This is a genomic window from Gelidibacter sp., from assembly GCF_035577925.1.
Classification (GTDB): Bacteria; Bacteroidota; Bacteroidia; order Flavobacteriales; family Flavobacteriaceae; genus Gelidibacter.
The window spans coordinates 1-2613 of sequence record NZ_DATJCY010000274.1 but is presented as its reverse complement, the minus strand read 5'-3'; the positions used below and the strand labels follow the sequence as shown (position 1 = coordinate 2613).

The following is a 2613-nucleotide window of genomic DNA, read 5'->3' as shown; positions in this document are numbered from 1 at the left end:
GGTTTGGAAACTACGGATTGGGAAGAAATTTATACGTTTCTTAAAGCAGAAAATAGAATTTCAAACCTTGTTAGAAATACCAATGAAACAAAAATTGCCATGGAAATCAATCTTGATGGTACGGGTAAAAGTGAGATAGATACAGGTATTGCTTTTTTTGACCATATGTTAGATCAAATAGCGCGTCATGGCCAATTGGATCTAAAAATTAAAGTTGAAGGTGATTTGGAAGTTGATGAACACCACACTATTGAAGATACAGGAATTGCGCTTGGCGAATTGTTTGCAAAAGCTTTAGGAAATAAGTTAGGTGTAGAACGTTACGGATTTTGTTTACCGATGGATGATTGCTTAGCGCAAGTGGCCATCGATTTTGGAGGACGAAACTGGTTGGTTTGGGACGCTACATTTGAGCGTGAAATGATTGGAAAAATGCCAACAGAAATGTTTTTCCATTTTTTTAAATCCTTTACGGATGGTGCACGATGCAATTTGAACATAAAAGCAGAAGGACAAAATGAACACCATAAAATTGAAGCTATTTTTAAAGCTTTTGCAAAATCCATTAAAATGGCGGTCAAACGTGATTTAGAAAAAATGATCCTTCCAACAACAAAAGGAATGCTTTGATTAACAGGTTTTTATTTTCCAGGTGTTTCTTAAAATATTGAACATTAAAATTTCATAAAATAAATATAATTATAAAATTTTAGTACACGACAAAAATCGGTTTTGCCCTTACCCTAAAGGGAGCCTGATTTTCCTTGATTCACCCTTTAGGGCAGGGGTGTCAAATCAAGGAAAATCCATGAAATATAATTTTTGTCGTGTACCAAGTTATAAAATAATAAAATGAGAATTATTCCAGCAATTGATATTATAGATGGTAAATGTGTGCGATTAACCAAAGGCGATTTTAGTTTAAAAACAGTCTATAATGAAAATCCTTTGGAAGTTGCCAAACAATTTGAAGATGCCGGAATCCAAAACTTGCACCTGGTTGATTTGGACGGTGCTAAAGCAAAACAAATTGTGAATTATAAAATTGTGGAGCAAATAGCCACAAAAACCAATTTAAAAATAGATTTTGGCGGCGGACTCCAATCTGATGAAGATGTTCATATCGTGTTCAATTCGGGAGTTAAACAAATAACAGGGGGTAGTATTGCAGTGACCAATCCTCTAATGTTCCAATCTTGGATTGAAAAATACGGATCGGATAAAATTATTTTGGGAGCGGATTGTAATAACGAAAAAATTGCGATTAGTGGTTGGCAGGAGGAAAGTACTTTGGACGTCATACCTTTTATAAAAGATTATCAAAGACATAAAATTGAATATGTTATCTGCACGGATATTGCCAAAGACGGCATGTTACAAGGGCCGTCGTTTGATTTGTATCGACATATTATTGAGCGATGTTCAAATAGTAGTTCCGATCAATCTATTAAACTGATTGCTTCTGGGGGAATTTCACATATTGACGATTTATCAAAGTTGAAAGAATTGGGTTGTGAGGGCGTCATCATCGGAAAAGCTATTTATGAAAATAAAATAAGCTTAAAAGAACTCCAACGATTTTTATAAAAAAAACAAGAATTTAAGAATGTCAAAAATTAAAAATATATGACTACAAAACGAATTATTTCATGTTTGGATATTAAAAACGGACGTACTGTAAAAGGTGTTAATTTTATAAATCTGATCGATGCCGGTGACCCTGTTGAATTGGCACAAAAATATGAAGATCAAGGTGCCGATGAATTGGTGTTTCTTGATATTTCGGCAACTTTGGAAGAGCGCAAAACCACTTTAGAAATGGTAACCAAAATAGCTGAACAAATTAGTATTCCGTTTACTGTTGGTGGCGGAATTACATCGGTCGAGGACGCACATTTGGTGCTAAAAGCTGGTGCTGATAAGATAGCAATGAATTCTTCGGCAGTAAAAAAACCTGATCTTATTAATGAATTGGCCAAAAAATTTGGACGTAAAAGTATTGTGATTGCTATTGATGCCAAGCAAATTGATGGTGAGTGGATGGTTTATACTTCGGGTGGAAACATATCGGCAGCATTGAATTTATTTGATTGGGCAAAAGAAGTTGAAAATCGTGGTGCTGGCGAAATTTTATTTACTTCCATGGACCATGATGGTACAAAAAACGGATTTCCTATTGAGGCATTGAAAAGATTAGCGACCAACTCAAATATCCCAATTATTGCATCGGGTGGTGCTGGTAATGTTCAAGATTTTATTGATGCTTTTCAAATTGGGCAATGTGATGCTGCACTGGCAGCTAGTGTATTTCATTTTGGTGAAATCAACATTAAAGATTTGAAAACCACTTTAAAAAATAATAATATCGACGTAAAACTTTAAAGATGGAAATTACATACAATTCCGATAATTTAGTTCCTGCAATCATTCAGGATGCTCAAACCAAAACTGTTTTGATGTTGGGGTATATGAATGAAGCTGCTTTAAAGAAAACCCAAGAAATTAAAAAGGTTACTTTTTATAGTCGAAGTAAACAACGTTTATGGACGAAAGGTGAAGAAAGTGGTAATTTTTTAAATTTGGTAGATATGCAATTAGATTGTGACCAAGATA

The 2613-nt window shown here is 34.4% G+C and carries 4 protein-coding genes; all 4 read left to right on the top strand.

All coding sequences use genetic code 11. The features are described 5' to 3' along the window. Nucleotides 1-630: imidazoleglycerol-phosphate dehydratase HisB (hisB, locus tag VNJ50_RS10785; RefSeq protein ID WP_325581740.1), on the top strand; the 630-nt coding region annotated here is incomplete at its 5' end. A gap of 222 nt (nt 631-852) precedes the next feature. Next, complete coding sequence (gene hisA, locus VNJ50_RS10780) at nt 853-1587, top strand: 1-(5-phosphoribosyl)-5-[(5-phosphoribosylamino)methylideneamino]imidazole-4-carboxamide isomerase (protein WP_325581738.1); 735 nt, start codon at nt 853-855, stop codon at nt 1585-1587. Nucleotides 1588-1626: 39 nt separating this feature from the next. Then, entirely contained in the window at nt 1627-2382 is a 756-nt protein-coding gene (gene hisF / locus VNJ50_RS10775; protein WP_325581736.1) for an imidazole glycerol phosphate synthase subunit HisF, read from the top strand. A 2-nt stretch (nt 2383-2384) separates the two neighbouring features. Continuing rightward, on the top strand, nt 2385-2613 hold a 229-nt coding region (locus VNJ50_RS10770; protein ID WP_325581734.1), incomplete at its 3' end, for a phosphoribosyl-AMP cyclohydrolase.